General features: G+C 56.7%; 21 protein-coding genes. 9 read left to right on the top strand and 12 right to left on the bottom strand.

Annotation, left to right across the window (positions count from 1 at the left end):
- Positions 1 to 25: 25 nt before the first annotated feature.
- From ruvB to aspS, 6 genes are all read right to left on the bottom strand, one after another.
- Positions 26 to 1,030 carry a Holliday junction branch migration DNA helicase RuvB gene (gene ruvB / locus QZH36_RS00460; RefSeq protein WP_125287913.1) on the bottom strand — a complete coding sequence of 335 codons (1,005 nt, stop codon included), beginning with the start codon at positions 1,028 to 1,030 and terminating at the stop codon, positions 26 to 28.
- A gap of 8 nt (positions 1,031 to 1,038) precedes the next feature.
- A complete protein-coding gene (gene ruvA, locus QZH36_RS00455) occupies positions 1,039 to 1,656 on the bottom strand; it encodes a Holliday junction branch migration protein RuvA (RefSeq protein WP_125287914.1) in 618 nt (205 codons plus the stop codon).
- Positions 1,657 to 1,729: 73 nt separating this feature from the next.
- Positions 1,730 to 2,254 (bottom strand): crossover junction endodeoxyribonuclease RuvC, encoded by a 525-nt coding sequence (gene ruvC / locus QZH36_RS00450; RefSeq protein ID WP_253460721.1) that lies wholly within the window; start codon positions 2,252 to 2,254, stop codon positions 1,730 to 1,732.
- A gap of 34 nt (positions 2,255 to 2,288) precedes the next feature.
- Positions 2,289 to 3,032, bottom strand: a complete 744-nt coding sequence (locus tag QZH36_RS00445; protein ID WP_125287916.1) for a YebC/PmpR family DNA-binding transcriptional regulator — start codon at positions 3,030 to 3,032, stop codon at positions 2,289 to 2,291.
- Positions 3,033 to 3,210: 178 nt separating this feature from the next.
- Positions 3,211 to 3,645 carry a dihydroneopterin triphosphate diphosphatase gene (nudB, locus tag QZH36_RS00440; protein ID WP_253460715.1) on the bottom strand — a complete coding sequence of 145 codons (435 nt, stop codon included), beginning with the start codon at positions 3,643 to 3,645 and terminating at the stop codon, positions 3,211 to 3,213.
- 1 nt (position 3,646) lies between these two features.
- Positions 3,647 to 5,425, bottom strand: coding sequence for an aspartate--tRNA ligase (aspS, locus tag QZH36_RS00435; protein WP_301729441.1), 1,779 nt, complete (start codon positions 5,423 to 5,425; stop codon positions 3,647 to 3,649).
- Between the two features lie 267 nt (positions 5,426 to 5,692).
- Here aspS and QZH36_RS00430 point away from each other — a divergent pair, with 267 nt between their 5' ends.
- From QZH36_RS00430 to cmoB, 5 genes are all read left to right on the top strand, one after another.
- Positions 5,693 to 6,256, top strand: coding sequence for a hydrolase (locus QZH36_RS00430; RefSeq protein ID WP_301729440.1), 564 nt, complete (start codon positions 5,693 to 5,695; stop codon positions 6,254 to 6,256).
- Positions 6,257 to 6,313: 57 nt separating this feature from the next.
- Positions 6,314 to 7,138, top strand: a complete 825-nt coding sequence (locus tag QZH36_RS00425) for a DUF72 domain-containing protein (RefSeq protein WP_301252219.1) — start codon at positions 6,314 to 6,316, stop codon at positions 7,136 to 7,138.
- Positions 7,139 to 7,223: 85 nt separating this feature from the next.
- Positions 7,224 to 7,619, top strand: coding sequence for an MAPEG family protein (locus tag QZH36_RS00420; protein ID WP_253460703.1), 396 nt, complete (start codon positions 7,224 to 7,226; stop codon positions 7,617 to 7,619).
- 73 nt (positions 7,620 to 7,692) lie between these two features.
- Positions 7,693 to 8,433: a carboxy-S-adenosyl-L-methionine synthase CmoA gene (cmoA, locus tag QZH36_RS00415; protein ID WP_125287922.1), complete on the top strand. Its 741-nt coding sequence runs from the start codon at positions 7,693 to 7,695 to the stop codon at positions 8,431 to 8,433.
- On the top strand, positions 8,430 to 9,398 hold the full coding sequence (gene cmoB / locus QZH36_RS00410; protein ID WP_253461296.1) for a tRNA 5-methoxyuridine(34)/uridine 5-oxyacetic acid(34) synthase CmoB: 969 nt from the start codon (positions 8,430 to 8,432) through the stop codon (positions 9,396 to 9,398). Before cmoA ends, cmoB begins: the two co-directional genes overlap by 4 nt.
- A gap of 260 nt (positions 9,399 to 9,658) precedes the next feature.
- On the opposite strand, the gene QZH36_RS00405 is transcribed toward cmoB, so the two are convergent.
- Positions 9,659 to 10,276, bottom strand: coding sequence for a LysE family translocator (locus QZH36_RS00405; protein WP_301252220.1), 618 nt, complete (start codon positions 10,274 to 10,276; stop codon positions 9,659 to 9,661).
- A 152-nt stretch (positions 10,277 to 10,428) separates the two neighbouring features.
- On the opposite strand from QZH36_RS00405, the gene QZH36_RS00400 reads away from it, so the two are divergent.
- Entirely contained in the window at positions 10,429 to 11,526 is a 1,098-nt protein-coding gene (locus QZH36_RS00400) for a glycerol dehydrogenase (protein ID WP_301729439.1), read from the top strand.
- A gap of 19 nt (positions 11,527 to 11,545) precedes the next feature.
- Here QZH36_RS00400 and QZH36_RS00395 read toward each other — a convergent pair whose 3' ends face one another.
- Entirely contained in the window at positions 11,546 to 12,388 is an 843-nt protein-coding gene (locus QZH36_RS00395) for a hypothetical protein (protein ID WP_301252223.1), read from the bottom strand.
- Positions 12,389 to 12,545: 157 nt separating this feature from the next.
- Entirely contained in the window at positions 12,546 to 13,307 is a 762-nt protein-coding gene (cutC, locus tag QZH36_RS00390; protein ID WP_253460691.1) for a copper homeostasis protein CutC, read from the bottom strand.
- Between the two features lie 100 nt (positions 13,308 to 13,407).
- Between cutC and QZH36_RS00385 the strand changes: the two genes are divergently transcribed.
- Positions 13,408 to 14,556 (top strand): MalY/PatB family protein, encoded by a 1,149-nt coding sequence (locus QZH36_RS00385; protein WP_301729438.1) that lies wholly within the window; start codon positions 13,408 to 13,410, stop codon positions 14,554 to 14,556.
- On the opposite strand, the gene QZH36_RS00380 is transcribed toward QZH36_RS00385, so the two are convergent.
- Entirely contained in the window at positions 14,545 to 15,111 is a 567-nt protein-coding gene (locus tag QZH36_RS00380) for a VOC family protein (RefSeq protein WP_301729437.1), read from the bottom strand. The two genes, QZH36_RS00385 and QZH36_RS00380, sit on opposite strands and share 12 nt — an antisense overlap.
- Before the next feature lie 306 nt (positions 15,112 to 15,417).
- On the opposite strand from QZH36_RS00380, the gene QZH36_RS00375 reads away from it, so the two are divergent.
- Complete coding sequence (locus QZH36_RS00375) at positions 15,418 to 15,546, top strand: hypothetical protein (protein WP_301252226.1); 129 nt, start codon at positions 15,418 to 15,420, stop codon at positions 15,544 to 15,546.
- A gap of 196 nt (positions 15,547 to 15,742) precedes the next feature.
- Complete coding sequence (argS, locus tag QZH36_RS00370; RefSeq protein ID WP_301729436.1) at positions 15,743 to 17,473, top strand: arginine--tRNA ligase; 1,731 nt, start codon at positions 15,743 to 15,745, stop codon at positions 17,471 to 17,473.
- Between the two features lie 78 nt (positions 17,474 to 17,551).
- On the opposite strand, the gene QZH36_RS00365 is transcribed toward argS, so the two are convergent.
- Both QZH36_RS00365 and QZH36_RS00360 read right to left on the bottom strand, forming a co-directional pair.
- Positions 17,552 to 18,073: a hypothetical protein gene (locus QZH36_RS00365; protein WP_301729435.1), complete on the bottom strand. Its 522-nt coding sequence runs from the start codon at positions 18,071 to 18,073 to the stop codon at positions 17,552 to 17,554.
- Positions 18,070 to 18,429 (bottom strand): tlde1 domain-containing protein, encoded by a 360-nt coding sequence (locus QZH36_RS00360; RefSeq protein WP_301729434.1) that lies wholly within the window; start codon positions 18,427 to 18,429, stop codon positions 18,070 to 18,072. The genes QZH36_RS00365 and QZH36_RS00360 overlap by 4 nt, the downstream gene beginning before the upstream one ends.
- Between the last annotated feature and the right edge of the window lie 499 nt (positions 18,430 to 18,928).

Below are 18,928 nucleotides of genomic sequence, written 5' to 3'. Positions count from 1 at the left end.
CGTCGCTGACCGGTTTTTTTATGGCTTACTCTTCCCGCGTGATGCCGAAGTGCTTATAGGCATGCTGCGTCGCCATCCGGCCGCGCGGCGTGCGCTGAATAAAGCCCTGCTGGATCAGATAAGGCTCCAGCACATCCTCAATGGTTTCGCGCTCTTCGCCGATCGCCGCCGCCAGGTTGTCCAGCCCGACCGGGCCGCCGGTAAACTTATCGATGATCGCCAGCAGCAGCTTGCGGTCCATGTAATCAAAGCCTTCCGTGTCCACGTTCAGCATATCCAGCGCTCTGGCGGCCACGTCGCCGCTCAGGCTGCCCTGCGCTTTGACCTCGGAGAAATCCCTGACGCGGCGCAGCAGACGGTTGGCGATACGCGGCGTGCCGCGCGAGCGGCGGGCGATTTCCAGCGCGCCCTCTTCGCTCAGCGGCAGGCCCAGACAGCTGGCGCTGCGGCCGACGATATGCTGAAGGTCTTTCACCTGATAAAACTCCAGACGCTGCACGATACCGAAACGGTCACGCAGCGGCGACGTTAGCGAGCCGGCCCGCGTCGTCGCGCCAATCAGGGTAAACGGCGGCAGATCAAGCTTGATGGAGCGCGCGGCCGGGCCTTCACCGATCATAATATCCAGCTGATAGTCTTCCATCGCCGGATAAAGCACCTCTTCCACCACCGGCGAAAGACGATGGATCTCATCAATAAAGAGCACGTCGTGCGGTTCAAGGTTGGTCAGCATGGCGGCCAGGTCGCCCGCTTTCTCCAGCACCGGCCCGGAGGTGGTGCGCAGGTTGACGCCCAGCTCGTTGGCGACGATCCCGGCCAGCGTGGTTTTCCCCAGCCCCGGCGGGCCGAAGACCAGCAGATGATCCAGCGCGTCGCCGCGCATTTTGGCGGCCTGGATAAAGATCTCCATCTGCTCGCGCACTACCGGCTGGCCGACATACTCTTCCAGCAGCTTCGGCCGGATGGCGCGATCAATGACTTCTTCTTCGCTGAAGGTTCCCGGCGATACCAGGCGATCGGCTTCAATCATGCTTTACCTCAAATAGCTGCGCGCAGGGCTTCACGGATCAGCGTTTCACAATCTGCATCCGGGCGGCCGACTTTGCCGATCATCCGGCTGGCTTCCTGAGGTTTATACCCCAGCGACACCAGTGCGGCAACGGCTTCCTCTTCCGCGCTGTTGCCTGCGGCAGGCGCCTGCACTTCGCTGGTCAGCGCGAAAGGCGCATCGGCGGCAAACAGGTCGCCATGCATCCCTTTAAAGCGGTCTTTCATTTCGACCACCAGACGCTCGGCGGTCTTTTTGCCCACGCCCGGCAGCTTCACCAGCGAGGCGATCTCTTCGCGCTCTACGGCCGTAACAAACTGCTGCGCCGACATGCCGGACAGGATCGCCAGCGCCAGCTTTGGCCCAACGCCGTTAACCTTGATCAGCTCGCGAAACAGCGCTCTCTCCTGACGGCTGTTGAAACCGAACAGCAGCTGCGCGTCCTCGCGCACCACAAAGTGGGTGAACAGCGTTGCTTCGTGATCCAGCTCGGGAAGCTCATAAAAACAGGTCATCGGCATATGCACTTCATAACCCACGCCGCCGACTTCCAACAGCACCAGCGGCGGCTGTTTTTCCAGAATCTTGCCTCTCAGACGACCTATCACCGTAAGCTTCCTTCAGAAATGTGTTAATGCGGGGATTTATATCATAAAAAAAGCTGGATAGATATCCAGCTTATCAGGAACGCAGGCGACCGCGCGCCAGGTTGAGTTTGCCTTCGCCCAGCCGGTTAATATTCTGGCTGAGATGGCAGTGGGTGATGGCGATAGCCAGCGCATCTGCCGCATCCGCCTGCGGGCTGGCGGAGAGCTTCAGCAGCGTTTTCACCATATGCTGCACCTGGCTTTTCTCTGCGCTGCCGATGCCGACCACGGTTTGCTTGACCTGACGCGCGGCGTATTCGAACACCGGCAGATCGTGATTGACCGCCGCCACGATGGCCGCGCCGCGAGCCTGGCCCAGCTTCAGCGCCGAATCGGCGTTTTTCGCCATAAAGACCTGCTCAATGGCGAAGTATTCCGGCTGAAACTGGGTGATAATCTCGCTGACGCCCGCATAAATCAGCTTCAGGCGGGACGGCAGATCGGTCGAATTGGTGCGGATGCAGCCGCTGCCCAGGTAGGTCAACTGGCGACCTACCTGACGGATAATACCGTAGCCGGTTATCCGCGAGCCGGGATCGATACCTAAAATGATCGCCATTACGCCTCTCCCGGCCGTTGCGTGAAGTGCGCCATTACAGCGTTGCCGCGACCTCGTCGGAGATCTCGCCGTTATGGTAAACTTCCTGCACGTCGTCGCAATCTTCCAGCATATCGATCAGGCGCAGCAGCTTCGGCGCCGTTTCCGCATCCATATCCGCTTTGGTGGAAGGGATCATGGTGACTTCGGCGCTGTCGGCAGTCAGGCCCGCTGCGGCCAGCGCGTCTTTCACTTCGCCCAGCGATTCCCACGCGGTAAAGACATCCATCGCGCCGTCGTCATAGGTCACCACGTCGTCCGCACCCGCTTCCAGCGCGGCATCCATCAGGGCGTCTTCTTCCAGACCCGGAGCGAAAGAGATCACGCCTTTGCGGGTAAACAGATAGGCCACGGAGCCGTCGGTGCCCAGGTTGCCGCCGGTTTTGGTGAAGGCGTGACGCACTTCGGAAACGGTACGGTTGCGGTTGTCGCTCAGGCATTCCACCATCACCGCCGTGCCGCCAGGACCATAGCCTTCATAGATGATGGTTTCCATGTTGCTGTCGTCTTCGCCGCCCACGCCGCGCGCGATAGCACGGTTCATGGTATCGCGCGTCATGTTGTTGGACAGCGCCTTATCCATTGCCGCGCGCAGGCGCGGGTTAGAACCCGGATCGCCGCCGCCCAGCTTAGCTGCCGTAACCAGCTCGCGGATAATTTTGGTGAAAATTTTACCGCGTTTGGCATCCTGAGCCGCTTTACGGTGCTTGGTGTTAGCCCATTTACTGTGACCAGCCATTAACTCTTTCTCCAGATATAGATCGGACAGGCTATCCTGCGCGTGATGTTGTCCGCTGGCAGTGTCCGCAGTCCTCACGGACGCATGCCGGCAGCGAACAAACTCACCGCGCCGATAAAAGCCTGAACATTTAACTAATTCCATCCCTTTACCCGGCCATTAGCCAGAAGCCAGGGAGCTAAACTACAAATTCTTCAATGGCCTGGCGGTTGCTCCAGGACTTGCACAGCGCCGCACCTTCTGCGGCCGCCATCCAGCGCCAGGCCAGATGCTCGCTTAGCGTGACCGGCTGTTCGGCAGGCAGCGCCAGATAAAACCAGTGTTCGCTGTTATGCGTGACCTCCGGCGCGTAGCGGTGGCGAAAATGCGCAAAGATTTCGAATTCTATCCGACGCCGGCAGTCCACTAATGTGAGCTGCCCGGCGTTGATATCAATCCCTGTTTCTTCCAGCACTTCCCGCCGCGCGGTTTCCGCCAGGCTTTCGCCCTCTTCCTGACTGCCGGTAACGGATTGCCAGAAATCCGGATCGTCGCGCCGTTGCAGCATCAGCACCCGCCCGGTATCGCGGGCGAAGATCACCACCAGAACCGATACGGGCCGCTTGAAAGCCATCTTAGTTGCTCTCAGGCTTATCCTTTTTTATCACCTGGATCCCCAGCTCCGTCAGCGAAGCCGGATTGGCGAAGCTTGGCGCTTCGGTCATCAGGCAGGCCGCCGCCGTGGTTTTCGGGAAGGCGATAACGTCGCGGATGTTGTCGGTGCCGGTTAACAGCATAACCAGACGATCCAGACCAAAGGCTAAACCAGCGTGCGGCGGCGTACCGAACTTCAGCGCATCCAGCAGGAAGCCGAACTTCTCACGCTGCTCCTGCTCGGTGATGCCCAGAATGCCGAATACCGTCTGCTGCATGTCGCCACGGTGAATACGCACCGAGCCGCCGCCCACTTCGTAGCCGTTGATCACCATGTCATAGGCGTTGGCGATCGCCGTTTCCGGCGCGTTTTTCAGATCGATTGGTGTCATGTCGCGCGGCGCGGTGAACGGATGGTGCATCGCAGTCAGCCCGCCTTCGCCGTCGTCTTCAAACATTGGGAAGTCAACGACCCACAGCGGCGCCCAGGCGTTGCCGTTGGTAATATCCAGGTCGCGACCCAGCTTCAGGCGCAGCGCGCCCAGCGCGTCGGCCACGATTTTCTCGCTGTCCGCGCCAAAGAAGATCGCGTCGCCGTCAGCGGCCTCGGTACGGCTCAGGATCGCTTCCACGATGTCCGCGTTCAGGAACTTGGCGACCGGGCTGCTGACGCCTTCCAGACCTTTGGCGCGTTCGTTGACTTTCATCCACGCCAGGCCTTTCGCGCCGTAGATTTCGACAAACTTGCCGTATTCATCAATCTGCTTGCGGCTGAGCTGAGCACCGCCCGGCACGCGCAGCGCGGCGACGCGGCCTTTGGCATCGTTGGCCGGGCCGGAGAAGACCTTGAACTCTACGTCTTTCAGCAGGTCTGCCACGTCCACCAGCTCCATCGGGTTACGCAGATCCGGCTTGTCGGAACCGTAACGGCGCATCGCTTCGGCGAAGGTCATCATCGGGAAATCGCCCAGATCGACGCCTTTCACGTCCTGCCACAGCTCGCGCACCATTTTCTCCATGATTTCCCGCACCTGTGGCGCGGTCATAAAGGAGGTTTCGACGTCGATCTGGGTAAATTCAGGCTGGCGGTCGGCGCGCAGATCTTCATCGCGGAAGCATTTGACGATCTGATAGTAGCGGTCGAAGCCGGACATCATCAGCAGCTGCTTGAACAGCTGAGGCGACTGCGGCAGCGCATAGAATTTGCCTTTGTGCACGCGGCTCGGCACCAGATAGTCGCGCGCGCCTTCCGGCGTGGCTTTGGTCAGCATCGGCGTTTCGATATCCAGAAAGCCGTTGTCGTCCATAAAGCGGCGCACGAAGCTGGTGATTTTCGCGCGGGCCTTCAGGCGCTGCGCCATATCCGGACGACGCAGATCCAGATAGCGATATTTCAGGCGCGCTTCTTCGCTGTTGGTCTGATTGGGATCCAGTGGCAGCGGCTCGGCGCGGTTGATAATGGTCAGATCGGTGGCGAACACTTCTACTTCGCCCGTTGCCATCTCGCTGTTTTTGTTTTTTTCGTCACGCGCACGCACGGTGCCGATCAGCTGGATACAGAACTCGTTACGCAGTTCAGAGGCCAGCTGAAAGGCTTCCTGGCGATCGGGATCGAAAAAGACCTGCACGATGCCTTCACGGTCGCGCATATCGATGAAGATCAGGCTGCCCAGATCGCGGCGGCGGTTAACCCATCCGCAAAGTGTCACCTGTTGGCCTACGTGAGACAGGTTGATCTGTCCGCAATACTCGGTACGCATAACGCTATCCTTTTAACTTCGCCGCTCGCGGGCAGCATCTTTAGTTATCTGTTCGGGGCGATGCCGCCGCGAAAAAGGCGGCTATTATAATGGAAAAAGCCCGGCGCGATAAGAGTCGCTTCCTGCAAGCTATGCCGAAAGTCGCTACAATTAGCCTGCGCCTCACAAAAGCTAACAAATTTCCCGCGTCTCTGACATTGTTGTTATCGCGCATTAAGGCTGACTGCCTGTATTCTCAACGGTTTTCCCCAAACACCCGGAGCAAGTATGTTGGAATTAAACGCTGCAACCACCGCGCTGGTGCTGATCGATTTGCAGGAAGGCATTCTGCCTTTCGCTGGCGGCCCTTATAAGGCAGAAGACGTGGTGGCCCGTTCGGCAAAGCTGGCCGATAAATTCCGCGCCGTCAATGCGCCCGTCGTGCTGGTGCGCGTGGGCTGGGCGAAAGATTTCGGCGACGCGCCGAAGCAGGTAGTTGATAACAGCCACGGCGGCCCGCTGCCGGAAAACTGGTGGGACTGGCCGGCAGCCCTGGGCAAACAGGACAGCGATATTGAAGTGATCAAACATCAGTGGGGCGCGTTTTACGGCACCGATCTGGAGCTGCAGCTGCGTCGTCGCGGTATTGATACTATTGTGCTGGGCGGCATCTCGACCAATATCGGCGTGGAATCTACCGCCCGTAACGCCTGGGAGCTGGGCTTTAACCTGATCGTCGCGGAAGATATCTGTAGCGCGGGCAGCAGCGAAGAGCACAACGGCAGCTTTAAGCATATTATCCCCCGTCTGGGTCGTGTACGCACCTCAGACGAGATTATGGCCGCGCTGTAATTTTCCCCGCGATCGCAGGGAAGCGATCGTTATCGTCGGCATGATAAGAGAGGAGCGATGAAACCTTTTTATCTGGGTCTGCCGCAGTGGCAGCATCCGCAATGGAAAAAGTTGGGCATGGAAACCCTTGCCGACTACGCGCGTTATTTTAACTGTGTGGAAGGCAATACAACGCTCTACGCGCTGCCGCGCCCTGAGATCGTCCAGCGCTGGTACGATATGACCCATGACGATTTCCGCTTCTGCTTTAAGTTTCCTGCCACCATCAGCCACAAGGCCGCGCTGCGCGACAGCGGCGATCTGACCGCCGAATTTTTCAGCCTGCTGACGCCGCTCGCCTCCCGCATCGGTCAGTACTGGCTGCAATTGCCCTCCGCGTTTTCGCCGGCGGATCTCCCGGCGCTTTGGGCCTTTCTTGACGGCCTGCCGAAAAGCTTCAGCTACGGCGTGGAAGTGCGTCATCCGGAATTTTTTGCCAAGGGCGAGGCTGAAAAAGCCCTGAACGCGGGGCTGCATCAGCGCGGCGTGAATCGGGTGATCCTGGATACGCGCGGCGTCCATTCCGCCATACCCAGCAATCCGGCCATTATTGACGCGCAGCGCAAAAAACCGCACCTGCCGGTGCATGCGGTGATGACAGCCGACCAGCCAATGATCCGTTTTATCGGCGGCGACGAGGTAAGCGCCAACCTGAAATGGTTTGCAGCCTGGCAAAACAAGCTGCCGCAGTGGTGCGAACAGGGCCAGCCGTGGCTGTTTATTCATACGCCTGACGTGGCCTTTGCGCCGGCGATGGTGCAGAGCCTGTGGGGGGCGTTGCGCCAGGCGGTGCCCGATATCGGCGAGCCGCCGGACTGGCCGCAGCAGGACAGTCTGTTCTGATCCCGGGCGACGCTGCACATATGCTGACAGCTGCTCTTTTCACCGCTATGATGGCGCCAGAAATTTTCGACCGGGTGGAGTAAGGATGGTCAGCGCGCTGTATGTAGTGCTGGGAGCACTGTTTATTATCAAGTTTTCTTTTGACGTAGTGCGGCTGCGTCGCCAGTATCACGTGGCGCACGGCGACGGCGGCTTTTATGAATTGCAGACCGCCATTCGTATTCACGGCAACGCCGTAGAGTATATTCCGCTCGCCCTGCTGCTGCTGGTGATTATGGAAATGAACGGCGCGGAAATGTGGATGCTGCACCTGACCGGCCTCTTCTTTTTCCTGGGCCGCGCGCTGCACAGCTACGGTATGCGCACCAGCACGCTGCTGTGGCGGAAAAACGGTATGATCCTGACGCTGGCATCGCTGCTGGGCATGATCGTGCTTAACCTTGTTTTTCTGCCCTGGGATTTGGTTTTCACGCTGGGCTGAGGCGGAAAAGGTGCAGCCCGCGCCGCTTTCTGCCAGAATACGCCCTTTCCGTTTTTGTTCCGGACTTACCACTATGTCTAACCGCGATACGCTGTTCTCCGCGCCGATTGCCAAACTGGGCGACTGGACGTTTGACGAGCGCGTGGCCGAAGTTTTTCCCGATATGATCCAGCGCTCCGTGCCTGGCTATTCCAATATTATTTCGATGATCGGGATGCTGGCCGAGCGTTTTGTACAGCCGCACAGCCAGGTTTACGATCTGGGCTGCTCGCTGGGCGCCGCCACCCTTTCGGTGCGCCGCAATATCAAAGCCGAAGGCTGCAAAATTATCTCCGTTGATAACTCGCCCGCGATGGTGGAGCGCTGCCGTCGCCATATTGACGCTTTCCGCGCCGACACGCCGGTCGAAGTGATTGAGGCCGATATTCGCGCCGTTCCGATTGAAAACGCCTCGCTGGTGGTGCTGAACTTTACGCTGCAGTTTTTAGAGCCTGCCGAGCGGCAGAGCCTGCTGAATACCATCTGGCAAGGCCTGCGTCCCGGCGGCGCACTGGTGCTTTCCGAAAAATTCAGCTTCGCCGACGCCAGCGTGGGCGAACTGCTGTTCAATATGCATCATGACTTCAAGCGGGCTAACGGCTACAGCGAACTGGAGATCAGCCAGAAGCGCAGTATGCTGGAAAACGTTATGCTGACCGACAGCGTGGAAACGCACAAAGAGCGCCTGCGCCTGGCCGGTTTTGAGCATGCCGAACTCTGGTTCCAGTGCTTTAATTTTGGCTCGTTAATTGCGCTTAAGGCTGGGACGGACTGATGGATTTCGGTAATTTTTATCAGCTGATCGCCAAAAGTCCGCTGTCGCACTGGCTGGAAACGCTGCCTGCACAGATTGCCGCCTGGCAGCGCGAACAGCTGCACGGGCATTTTAAAAACTGGGATCGCTCGGTTGAGCATCTGCCGACCATCGTGCCAGAAACGTTGGATCTGCTGCACGGTGTCACCGCCGACAGTAGCCAGCTCAGCGAGCGCCAGCGCGGCGGTATCGAAAGCCTGCTGCGTAATCTGATGCCGTGGCGCAAAGGCCCCTACTCGCTGTATGGCGTGCATATTAATACCGAATGGCGCTCCGACTGGAAATGGGACCGCGTGCTGCCGCATATTTCCCCGCTGGCGGGCCGAACCGTGCTGGACGTCGGCTGCGGCAGCGGCTATCACATGTGGCGCATGGTTGGTGCGGGCGCAAATCTGGTGGTGGGCATCGATCCGATGCAGCTGTTTATCTGCCAGTTCGAGGCCGTGCGCAAGCTGCTGGGCAACGATCAGCGCGCGCACGTGCTGCCGCTCGGCATCGAGCAGCTGCCGGAGCTGAAAGCGTTTGATACGGTTTTTTCGATGGGCGTGCTCTATCATCGCCGCTCGCCGCTGGATCACCTTTATCAGCTGAAGAACCAGCTGGTCAGCGGCGGCGAGCTGGTGCTGGAAACCCTGGTGGTCGAAGGCGACGAGCACGCGGTGCTGGTGCCGGGCGAACGCTATGCGCAGATGCGCAACGTCTATTTTATTCCCTCTACCGGCGCGCTGAAAAACTGGCTGGAGAAATGCGGCTTTGTTGATGTGAAGATCGCGGACTATTCCGTGACGTCGACGGAAGAGCAGCGCCGCACCGACTGGATGACCAGCGAATCGCTGGCGGAGTTTTTGGATCCCAACGACAGCAGCAAAACCGTCGAAGGCTATCCGGCGCCGCTGCGTGCCGTACTGGTGGCGCGCAAGCCTTAGCACGACCGGCGTCGCCGTGGGCGTAAAGCCTTAGCTTTACTCGTGGCTCATAACTGCCAGCTTTAGCTACCCGTGCGGCTGACGCGGTGCGCAAGCTTCGGGCATAAGCGGCCTGACTGATAGCCAGCCTTAGTTCGTCCGGCGCGGGTGGCTGCTGGTTTTAGCCTCGCTGTAGTAAATAAAGCCGGACGACCATTTTCGCGCAGGGACGCGCGAAAAGTGCGTTCATTATCCGTGCTTTCCCCCTTCCCCGGCAGGTCTTAACGCTTCGCCAGCGCCAGCTTTGCGGCAAAGCCGATAAAGACGCAGCCGGTCAGGCGATCCATGATTTTTATCACCGCCGGCTTACGCAGCTTTTCCGCAAAGTAATGCGTGCAGGCGATCAGCATCCCGTTCCACAACGTGCCGACGACCACGTGGGTAAAGGCCATGCCGATACTCCAGAGCGCCACCGAGCCACCAGCAGGAATAAATTGCGGCAAAAACGAGACGTAGAAGATGCCGACCTTAGGGTTAAGCAAATTGCCTAAAAAACCACGCATAAATACGCGGCGATAGCCGTCCTGCTTAGCCTGCGGCAGAGCGTCCTGGAAGGCGCTGCGCGGTTTTAACAGTAGCCCCACGCCGAGCCATAGCAGATACGCCGCGCCCGCCAGCCTTAAAATGTTATAGGCCACTTCCGATGCCAGAAGCAGTGCGCCAAGCCCCACGCCCACCGCAGTGCCCCACGCCATACAGCCGGCATTGACGCCCATGCTGGTCGCCAGCGCTTTTTTCCAGCCGCTGGCGGCGGACGTACGCAGGATCAATGCCGTATCGAAACCCGGCGTCATGGTCAGCAGCGTAATGGCGAACAGAAAGGTTAATAACGAGGTCATACTGGTTTCCCTGGAAAGGAAAAAAAGTTTAGCGATTACGCGGCTGATTGCCTACTACCAATTTTCGTTATGTCACATTTCCATCCCCCTTTTTGCGTTAAAAGGTCTACGGTTGAACCTGTACGACTTTTATTTCACCAAAAGGAGTTCCCATGAGTAAGTTCGTATTCTCTTCACCGCGCAAGTACGTTCAGGGCGCTGGCGTCATGGCTCAGCTGGGCGACTACGTAGCGGAACTGGGCAATAAAGCTTTTGTGGTGGCGGATGAAATCGTCTGGAAACTGACGGGCAAGACGGTGCAGGATGCTTTGCAGCAGCGCAACGTCGAGTTTCATTATCAGCAGTTCAACGGCGAGGCTTCCGGCAATGAGATCGCTCGCCTTACGGCGCTGGCGAAAGAGGCCGATGCGCAGCTGGTGATCGGCGTAGGCGGCGGCAAAACGTTGGATACGGTTAAAGCAGTGGCCGACGAGCTGAAGCGGCCGGTGGTGATTGTACCGACTATCGCCTCGACGGATGCGCCGTGCAGCGCGCTTTCCGTGATCTACTCCGACAGCGGCGTATTCGAAAGCTACCGCTTCTATAACAAAAACCCGGATCTGGTGCTGGTGGATACGCAGGTCTGCGCCCAGGCGCCGGTCAGGCTGTTCGCTTCCGGCATCGCTGATGGTCTGGCGACCTTTGTCGAAGCGCAGGCGGTCAAACGTTCGCACAGCAAATCCATGGTGGATGGCGATCCGACGATTGCAGGTATGGCGATTGCCGAAGCCTGCGAAAAAACGCTGCTGACCTGGGGATACAGCGCTTATCAGGCGGTAGAGAAAAAAGTGGTTACGCCAGCCGTAGAGGCGGTAGTGGAAGCCAATACGCTGCTTTCCGGCCTGGGCTTTGAAAACGCAGGTTTAGCGGGCGCGCACGCTATCCATAACGGCTTTACCGCTATCGACGGCGACATCCACCATCTGACGCACGGTGAAAAGGTCGCCTACGGCACGCTGACGCAAATGGTGCTGGAGCAGCGGCCCGATGAAGAGATTGCGCGCTATGTCCGCTTTTATCGCGCGATAAAAATGCCGACCATGCTAAAAGAGATGCATCTGGAAAACGAAAGCTGGGAGAACCTGCTGAAAGTGGGCGAACTGGCTAACAGCGAAGGCGATACGCTGAAGAACCTTAACCCTAACCTTAGCGCGCAGGATATCGCCAGCGCTATCCTGGCAGTAGACGCTTTCAGCCAGACCGTGAAATAACAGCGTTTGGCGCGGGCGCTTATTTGTCCGCGCCTTCCGCTTTATCCCAGTATTCAAAGCGGTAAGCCGCGCTGATATTGCGCAGCACTTCACCGTGCGCAAAGACTTCTCTCTCATGCGAGTAGCTTAGCGTGCAGTTGCCCCGCTCGTCCCACAGCTGGCATTCATCCTGCGTGGTCAGCTCGCTATCGGGGTTATGCGTTTGCATCAGTAGCCCCTTTTCCCGCTTTTTATCGTCATAGCTCCACTGCATTTCGCTGTTGCCCGAGCGGCTGGCGATCAGCAGATTTTCCGCATTCCAGCTATAGTGAAACTCGCCGTTGGCCTGCGCGTCCGATCCTCTCGCCACGCTTTTTATCAGCCGCTGACGGCTGTCGTAGCTGTTAGTGGTTTCCGTAAAGCCCTTTTTTCCCTGCAACAGAAACGCCTCGGACGAGCTGGTAATGGTGCCCGTTTTACCGGTCAGATAGTTGACGGTTCCCTGTTTATTGCTGACTTCCACCAGCTTGCCCTTTTGCAGCACGAAGACCGACAGAACGTAGTCGGCCTGCCAGCCGGTGGCGACGCGCGTGACGCTTTGCACCATTCTGAGCGCGACGTTACCTTCGTTCTTGTCAAAGCTGATATCCGCCCGCAGCAGCGCGCCACAGCGATCGAACTCACCGAGAATGCGTTTTTGCTGGTCGACATCCTTACCAAACTCGCCCATTACAACCTGTTTTATCGGCCCTTTCGCGGTACCGCCCAGCAGCAGCAGGCTGTTGCTGTCGTTAACCCGTGCGGCGTTGGCGGGACAGGTATCTGCGCCCTGTGCCGCGCCCGCCAATAGCATGAGCGGCAGCAGAAAAACGTTGGCGGTCATTATGACTTTCATCAGTGAACTCGCAGCAGCCAGAGATGTGTTCAGTGTAAGAGGAATTTCGGTTCTGCGGCAGAAAAAAAGCCTCACCAAAATGATGAGGCCTGGTACTTGCAAACATCACGTCGTTAACCTGGCGTGCTGTGCGGCAAAATCGGGGTCAGGCTACGCTTGCCGACGAGCCAAACGAGAGCGAGAGCGAGGCTTTCATGGCTTCCACCATATCGCCGTCAACGCAGGCGCGGCTGAACTCGTCCGTTTCCGCGACGGAAGTCATGGAAACACCGGCTTTACGGTAGCGCATTGCAGAGGCGATTCGCTGGCTGGCGGAGCTGTGTAGCTCACGCAATCCGGCTTCCACAAACTTATGCAGGTTGCTCATGCGGACGCCAGCGCCGGCCATAATGATTGGACCCTGGGTAAGCTGATTAAGTTCCCTTAATAAAGGTAAACCGCTTTCGGCGCTTTGTTGCTGGCCGGAAGTCAGGATGCGCGCCACGCCCAGGTCGGTAAGCTGCCGCAGCGCCGTCAGCGGGTTGTGACAGAGATCGAAAGCGCGGTGGAAGGTCACCTCCATGCCTGCGCAAAGCGCCATGACCTGCTTCATCCTGGCGATATCAATATGCCCGTCCACATCCAGTATGCCGACCACCACGCCCGGAAAACCAAGCTCGCGGATCCAGGCGACATCGTCTTTAATCTGACGAAACTCGTTGTCACTGAAGCAGAAATCACCGCCGCGCGGACGCACCAGGGGATGAACGGGTATGGACACGGTTTCGCGAGCCTGCAACAGGCTGCCAGCCGAAGGCGTTAATCCGCCTTCCGAAGGCGCAGCGCAAAGCTCCACCCGATCGGCGCCAGCGGTTTGCGCGGCCAGCGCGCAATCAATCCCATAGCAGCATACTTCCAGTTTTAACATTTCATTCTCCTGTTAATGACTGCCGGCTGGTTGTGTAAATCTGTTTCGCTGTTTAGTCTGCTTTCGAACATTAAAAATAATAGTAACGGGAATCACCAACATGACATGCACTTTCGACCAGCGTATCGATCGCCGTCACAGCGATAGTCTGAAATGGCAGAAATATGGCGGTCAGGATATTTTGCCGCTCTGGGTAGCAGATACCGATTTCCGCTCGCCGCAATGTGTGATTGACGCGCTTCAGCAGCGCGTGGCCCATGGTATTTTCGGCTATGGCACCACGCCGGATGAGCTGATTGCCGTCACCACGGCGCGAATGCTGGCGCGCTATCAGTGGAAAATCGATCCGGAATGGCTGGTTTTACTGCCGGGCGTGGTCAGCGGGCTGAATTTAGCGGTACGCGCTTTTACCGAGCCGCATCAGGGCACCATCGCGCCCACGCCGATTTATCCGCCGTTCCGCTCTGCGGCAAAGCTGGCCGACCGCGCGCAGCTTAACGTGCCGTTAAAACTGCATGAGGGACGCTGGCTGGCGGATTTTGACGAGCTGTCACCCGCCATGACCGGCAACGAAAAACTGTTAATGCTGTGCAATCCGCAAAATCCCGGCGGCACGGTTTATCGTCGCGAGGAGCTGGAGGCACAGCTGCGCTTTGCGCAACGTCACGATCTGATCGTCTGCTCTGATGAAATTCACTGCGACCTGCTGCTGGAAGACGGCGTGCAGCATATTCCTTTTGGCAGTCTTAACGAAGACGCGCAGCGACGCTCCGTGACGCTGATTTCGCCCTCAAAGACGTTCAATATTGCCGGGCTGGGCGCTTCGCTGGCCATTATTCCCGATAAAGCGTTGCGCGCGCGTTTCAACAAAGCACGCCTGGGCATTGTGCCGCAACCGGATATCCTGGCGCTGGTCGCCGCGACGGCCGCCTGGCGAGACGGGCAGCCGTGGCTGGACGAGCAGCTGGCCTATCTTAAAACCTCAAGGGACTGGCTGACCGAGCGCGTCAACGCTATTGAGGGGCTTTCGCTGGCCCGCCCGGAGGCGACCTATCTGGCGTGGATTGACGCCAGCCAGCTTAACGTTGCCAGCCCGGCGCTGTTTTTTGAACGGCACGGGCTGGGCTTTTCCGCCGGGCGCGATTTTGGCGACGATAGCTTTGTACGCTTTAACTTTGGCTGCCCGCGCGATCTGATTGTGGAAGCGGTGCGACGGATGGAAAAAGCCGTGCGGACGTTACGACGCTAGCTCGCTCTCTACAATCTCTTTCAGGCTCCAGGGATGGAACTTGATCGTCACCTGGCCGTCGCTGACCGCGAGCGTCGGATTAGGCAGCCTTTCGCCCTCTCCTTTCGGCGCGCTATTTTTAATGGCTATCCCTGGTTTAGAGAGGCTCTCATCCGACAACAGCGCCAGCGCACGCACGCTCAGCTGCGCTTCATCGCCCGGCAGCACGATCTCAACGTGCTCCCAGCCTTCATGCCGATAGACTTTTTCACCGGGCCAGGGCAGCTCCACCATGCTGATTTGCCATGGCCCGACCCGTAATGGTTCATGCAGCTCAAACAGCGCGACCGGCCGTCCGCCTATCATCTTTTCTGAAAACAGCACGCCGTGCTGCAAAAAACCTTTTTTCCAGCGTTCCGCCGTCGCGACCTGATGGCAGCGTACGGCGATGTGATCGGCATGATGCGCAGCCAGATCCAGCCCGAGCCGCGTCGCCAGATGGTTAATTTTGTGTAGAAACTCTCCAGAATCCTTAACTAAATCGTTTAATTCTTCCGCTACTTTACCTGAAAACATGCCTTCCTCGTTAAATTACTTAAAAAATATTAATCATTTTTATGCCATCACACCCCGTTTTCGGGCCAGCTTTCCTGATGAAGAAAAACGTAACAGCCCAGGATAGCTCGATAATTGCGGATTATTATCCTTTTCTTTAGTTAAATTTGGTTTAGTCCCAGCATATTATTTAGAAAATTTGGCTTAACTTAATGTTTTAATTTAGTTAAATTTATACAATGCGACTATTCTTAAATCCCGTTCGTCGACTCCAGGGTATTCTTATTTCTTATAGATTCGTTTCGCTTCTCACACAAGGAATAGCAAATGCTGATGTTAATACTTATTGCAGCGCTTATCGTTATGACGGGCTTTGCTCTGGTGAGGCACTGGAAGCTTCGTAACGAAAAGACGACTATCGCCAGCCCGCATCGCCCTCACCGTCGTCGCACCTGACCAGACAACCAGGAAGCAGCGCCCGCTGTTTCCTGTGCCCTCTCCTGTTTACACGCCTGGATAACTACAGCCTAAATGCAGTATACTTTTTCCCTTCTTTTTTAGCGGTAGCGAACAGCCACTCTGCTGTCCGACTCCGTTTAGTATGACGGCCTGGCCTCAGCGCGCAGGCGTTTTTGCATATAAAGGTAATCCGGTGAATATTCAGGCTCTTCTCTCAGATAAAGTCAGTCAGGCGATGATCGCGGCAGGGGCTCCGGCCGACTGCGAGCCGCAGGTGCGTCAGTCCGCTAAGGCACAGTTCGGCGATTACCAGGCAAACGGTATTATGGCCGTTGCGAAAAAACTGGGCAAGGCGCCGCGCCAGCTTGCTGAAGAGGTGCTGACCCATCTCGATCTACAGGGGATCGCCAGCAAGGTTGAAATCGCCGGACCGGGTTTTATCAATCTGTTTCTTGACGCCGACTGGCTTGCCGCCCAGGTAGACCGCGTTGTCGACGCGCCGCGCCTGGGCGTGTCGCCGGTCGAACCGCAGACTATCGTTATCGACTACTCTGCGCCTAACGTCGCCAAAGAGATGCACGTTGGTCACGTTCGCTCCACCATCATTGGTGATGCGGCGGTGCGCACGCTCTCCTTCCTGGGCCACAACGTGATCCGCGCCAACCATGTGGGCGACTGGGGCACGCAGTTCGGGATGCTGATCGCTTACCTGGAAAAACAGCAGAACGAAGCCCATGAAGAGATCGCTTTATCCGATCTGGAAGCCTTCTACCGCGAAGCCAAGCGTACCTATGACGAAGATCCGGCTTTTGCCGAACGCGCGCGCGGCTACGTGGTAAAACTTCAGGGCGGCGATGAATACTGCCGTAAAATGTGGAAGCGTCTGGTGGACATCACCATGTCGCAGAACCAGAAAGTCTACGACCGCATGAACGTGACGCTGAGCCGCAAAGACGTCATGGGCGAAAGCCTGTACAACGATATGCTGCCGGGCATCGTTGCCGATCTGAAAGCCAAAGGCCTGGCGGTAGAAAGCGAAGGCGCTACCGTGGTTTTCCTGGACGAGTACAAAAATAAAGATGGCGAGCCGATGGGCGTTATCATCCAGAAAAAGGATGGCGGCTATCTTTATACCACCACCGATATCGCCTGCGCGAAATACCGTTATGAAACGCTTCATGCCGATCGCGTGCTCTACTATATCGATTCACGTCAGCACCAGCATCTACAGCAGGCGTGGACCATCGTGCGTAAAGCCGGTTATGTGCCGACGTCCGTGCCTTTAGAACACCATGCGTTTGGCATGATGCTGGGCAAGGACGGCAAGCCATTTAAAACCCGCGCGGGCGGCACCATCAAGCTTTCCGATCTGCTGGACGAAGCGGTCGAGCGCGCCACGAAGCTGGTTAGCGAGAAAAACCCGGATATGCCAGCCGACGAACTGGCGAAGCTTGCCAACACGGTGGGTATCGGCGCGGTCAAATATGCGGATCTTTCTAAAAGCCGCACCACGGATTATGTGTTTGACTGGGACAACATGCTGGCCTTTGAAGGCAACACCGCGCCGTATATGCAGTATGCCTATACGCGTGTGCTTTCCGTGTTCCGCAAGGCGGGCATTGAAGAATCCGCCGTCACGGGCAAAACCGTGATTGCTGAAGATCGCGAAGCGGCGCTGGCCGTACGCCTGCTGCAATTTGAAGAAACCATCACCCAGGTCGCGCGCGACGGCACGCCGCACGTGATGTGTGCTTACCTCTACGATCTGGCCGGTCTGTTCTCTGGTTTCTACGAGCACTGCCCGATCCTGTCTGCCGAAGACGAAGCGACGAAGCAGAGCCGCCTGAAGCTGGCGCTGCTGACCGCGAGAACCCTGAAGCAGGGTCTGGATACGCTGGGTATCGAAACCGTCGAAAGAATGTAACAGGCAATCTGCAAAGGGACGAGCTTTCGTCCCTTTTTATCGCTAAAGATTTAGTCTGTTTTATTCTGCCTGGAAAATTTACCCGGAAGCCCGTACCGGATTAAAGCTTTTATTTCCCCATTTCATCTCGCCTCGCTCATCCTCCTGCTGAATTTCCGCCATAGCTGCCTGCATAATATTCAGGCACTCTGCGGCTGGTTTACCTGCTTTTTTAAGCGCTTCCGTTGCCAGAGCGTAATATTTCAGCACAGAAGATTTCGTGTAAGACATGATGGCAGGTACAGAGCAAATGCTGCCGGAATCAAATCGCTGAACAAGCGTATCAGCGGATGTCCCTATTTCTTCCGTTGCCTGAAGCGTTGCCAACGGCTTATTGATCAATGCAAAACTTATTGCCTCAACGAGCTCAATAGCCTGTGGGTCGGTAATTGAATGACTTATCGCTTTTATTTTTCCAGGCAATACCGCAATCGTCTGGCTATTCCCTTTTGCAATATTGCTAATAAATTGCCCCCAGTTTTCTTCGACCATCACTGAGCTACAGGCTGCGGAAGTGGAAAACAGACATAACGTCATCAACAAGAAAGATAGATTTTTCATCTTATTACCTCCAGCTCTCTGTCATGGGAAGACCAGATACGATCCCGGGTCGCAGACCTCAGGATAATACATCCCTGGGAAGCAAAGCCTGCTGGTTTGCCTATACGTTCGCCATGAATACGAAACTCCGTGCGCCCAAAGGTTTCACCAGTGATTTGCCTGAGCACGATCCTCATTGGCCCTTTTGTGTGGGTACGCTGCGTGATACGCCATTTACCACGCGGGATCGGCCCCATTCCTCTTACCTGCTGTCGGTCGGGATTATTCTTATTAGTCAGCACACCTGAATAACCACGGTCGATATACTCGCTATCGTGATAAAGATTTCCCGTAGATTGCTGATAAATCCATGCCATGTGCATTATCCTTATACAAATCTGTGCGGTTCCAGGTGGCCTGATTAGGTGATTTAGCCACCAGGATATGCCAAAATTATTCTGATTTAGCTGAAGCGGACTGCCCCTTATACGCTCTATCCTTTTCGAAAATAAGTAGCATAATGAGTGGGATACCCGCCGTTATTTCCCCCTCTTCCTGAAAAGCGGGCAACGTATTTTCATCACACATTGCGCCGCAAAAAAATGATTAAGTTCACCTTATTGCACTATTTACGGTTTGTCTGTTATGACAAACCGCTCCCTGATGCCGTCGCCTGCCCTACAATGACTTCTGTAACCTGCCGCCCATGCCGCAACGACCTTTTCCGCAGACTTGCGTAACCCATCGCCAATCCCGCACCATCCTTACCGCCACGCCGCTGCCTGACCGCAGTAAGAGGCCATGCGGATAAGCGGACTGATTCAGCCTGTTTATCAGGAACTGCACAAAATATTTGAAAATAACACCGTTATATAA

Source organism: Erwinia wuhanensis (genome assembly GCF_030484085.1).
In the GTDB taxonomy this organism is placed as follows: Bacteria; Pseudomonadota; Gammaproteobacteria; order Enterobacterales; family Enterobacteriaceae; genus Erwinia; species Erwinia aeris.
This window is presented reverse-complemented; position numbering and strand designations above follow the sequence as displayed.